Here is a 2,542-nt window from a genome sequence, read left to right as displayed (position 1 = left end):
CACACGGATAAGTGAAGAGCCGTTTTTATACAGTATTATTGGTGGCGTAAATCACAGATGTCAAACGATTACATGGAAACAGAGTGCGAGGTGAGCTAACCTGTTGTTTTAAATCTTAATGGCCGGTTAGCCCAATTGAGTAGAAAGCGGAATATCGAAGCAGTCAGATTTCTGCAATCGCGAAGCGGTCTGTCTAGTTGCTGTTATGCACAGGGAGAGATAGGTGCCATTGTTTGAAACAGAGAGGTTGATTGCAAGGAAGCTGTCCCATCAAGACGTTCCGGTGCTCACCGCAATGCTCAGTGATCCAGAAGTCATGAAGTTCTCCGTCCGTGGAGTTTGTGACGAAGAAGCTACCCGAAAATTCGTTGATTGGTGCCTTGAGTGTTACGCCTCTCATGGGATAGGGCCATGGGCATTGTGTGAGAAAGAATCAGGGAATTTTATCGGCTTCTGTGGCGTTGGGCCGGAGTTGGTTGGCGATGTTGAAGAAATCAATCTAGGTTATCGTCTGGCCCGCAGGTTCTGGCATCAGGGGTATGCGACAGAAGCTGTAAAAGGTGTTCTCCAGTATTCTTTCGACCAAAAACACTGCGAGTCGGTAATTGTTATTATCGAGCCGGAGCATACAGCTTCCGTCAGGGTCACGGAGAAAGTCGGGTTCGGAGACTATACGACTCGAGAGTTCCATGCCCGGCCTGTGCGCGTGTATCGAATGTCGCGCGACGACTGGGCACTGCATAACAAATTGTTGTAGTGCGTTCCGGGCCTGGCGGCCCTACACCGGACGCCTACTACGCTGCGCTCCGTAGTCGCCGCTAAACAAAAGCGTTATGTTTTACGGAGATTGAACATTGGACCTTGAATGGAAGTACTCGGAAGAAGAGCTGGATTGGAATGAACTATCCGAGCTATATAGGATCGCTCCTCTAGGCGAAAAGAAGCCCGATATTTTAAAGAAAGCCTTCGGAGCCAGCATGTTTAAGTGCTTCGTCTACGGTGATGGAAAGCTTGTTGCGGTAGGTCGCGCCCTGGCAGACGGCGTTGACTGCTCGTATCTCTGTGATGTTGCTGTTCATCCCGAGGTTCAGGGGTCTGGCCTGGGGCGCGCTGTTGTTTCTAAGCTTGTCGAGCTTTCAGACGGGCACAAAAAAATCGTGCTCTACTCATATCCCGGCAAAGAGTCTTTTTACAAAAAGCTTGGTTTTATGCGCATGAGCACTGCGATGGCAATATTCCAAGATCAAGAACAAGCGCTCGATTGGGGCTTAGTAAATGGAACATAACCAGGCGTGTCAGGGGAAGCCAAAAGCAGCGCGCGCCGCGCACTACTTTTGCCTCCCCTGCACTTGGCGTTAAGTTTCACAAGGATTCAAAGTACATATGATTGAACCAGTATCGAAAAACAACTTGGCCGAAGTGCTCCCTTTAATTCGAGCGTACCAAGAGTTCTATAAGGTCTCGGATATATCCGATGATCGAAATTCGGATTTTTTTACGCAGTTCGGTGAGTCTAGCCCTGCAGGCTGTCAGTTTGTTTATAGAGAGGAAGGAAACGTTGTTGGTTTCGCTACAGTTTACTTTTCGTTCACATCAACAATTACATCAAAAGTAGCTGTTCTCAATGACCTCTACACTTTGCCTAACTGCCGTGGTAAAGGCATTGGTCGCCAGCTTATAGAGCACTGTCGAAGCTATGCTGCAGAAAATGGTGCGGCTCGCTTGCAGTGGGTTACCGCTCTAGATAATGAGCAGGCTCAGAAGCTATACGATTCAATGAACACTGGTAAAAGTACATGGCACTTTTACACATACAACACTTAACAAGCGGCTCAAATTCGCTCCGCCGGACGCTCACTGCGTTCGCGCCGTTTAGCCGAGCGTTAATGGCCCAGGCCGTCTTCATTTTTGGCGGGCTCAGTGCAAGGGCCTTGGCATCGGACTTGGCTGCAAAGCCGCCTTTGTTGGTGATGGCCAAGGCCGGAAAAGTTGCTGTCGGGGTTGGTTGCCAAAGTCACCCGCAGCATGGTTATTCATGGCGTGCCCTAGTCGCGGGGCCGTCCAGTTCAAACAGTAATCGGGTTGGTGCGGTTTGCGTTCTGGTTCCTTTCTCCATCCGTCTGGTTGGTGCAAGCTGTTCGGGAGAGGGCATGCAGCGCTGGGTGCCAAGGGAGACCTTAGTGGTGACCGGCCACTAACCAGGCGGTCAACCGGACGCCAAAAGCTTACAGCTTTTGGTTCCCTCCGCTGCGCTCCGGCGCCGGTTACCTTCGCGTTAGTGGCTGTGGCTTCGGTCCTTTTAGGTTGCTGTGTGCCAGTGGCCTTGGTGCCGGGCCTGGTTGCCAAACCCGCATAATTTGGTGAGCACCAAGGCCGTCATAATGCGCATCCAGTTTGGTTGCTCCAGCAAGCAGAATCGGTGGCGGGAAATTCAGTGTTCACCGTGTGGGGCCGTCCGCCGAAAACTTTGTCTGGATCTGCTACCTTTGAGTTCAGGTTCATTCACTGCATCGTTGGCGGTGTTTCGTAACCGTCCGGTAAA

Annotated in this window: 3 protein-coding genes; all 3 read left to right on the top strand. The window is 50.9% G+C overall.

What is annotated here, in order from left to right; genetic code table 11:
• Positions 1-223 precede the first annotated feature (223 nt).
• The 3 genes from Q668_RS13570 (at position 224) to Q668_RS13560 (ending at position 1,824) form a co-directional block, all read left to right on the top strand.
• Positions 224-757 (top strand): GNAT family N-acetyltransferase, encoded by a 534-nt coding sequence (locus tag Q668_RS13570; protein ID WP_022990165.1) that lies wholly within the window; start codon positions 224-226, stop codon positions 755-757.
• Positions 758-854: 97 nt separating this feature from the next.
• Positions 855-1,286, top strand: coding sequence for a GNAT family N-acetyltransferase (locus Q668_RS13565; protein ID WP_022990164.1), 432 nt, complete (start codon positions 855-857; stop codon positions 1,284-1,286).
• 97 nt (positions 1,287-1,383) lie between these two features.
• Positions 1,384-1,824, top strand: coding sequence for a GNAT family N-acetyltransferase (locus tag Q668_RS13560; RefSeq protein ID WP_022990163.1), 441 nt, complete (start codon positions 1,384-1,386; stop codon positions 1,822-1,824).
• Positions 1,825-2,542: the final 718 nt, after the last annotated feature.

Source organism: Marinobacter sp. ES-1 (genome assembly GCF_000475255.1).
GTDB lineage: Bacteria > Pseudomonadota > Gammaproteobacteria > Pseudomonadales > Oleiphilaceae > Marinobacter > Marinobacter vinifirmus.
Note: the sequence above shows the minus strand (reverse complement) of the source record. Positions and strands in the feature narration are given on the sequence as shown.

Coding starts and splice junctions, on each gene's coding strand:
- Q668_RS13560 (WP_022990163.1), top strand. CDS start 1,384: ATGATTGAACCAGTATCGAAAAACAACTTGGCCGAAGTGCTCCCTTTA.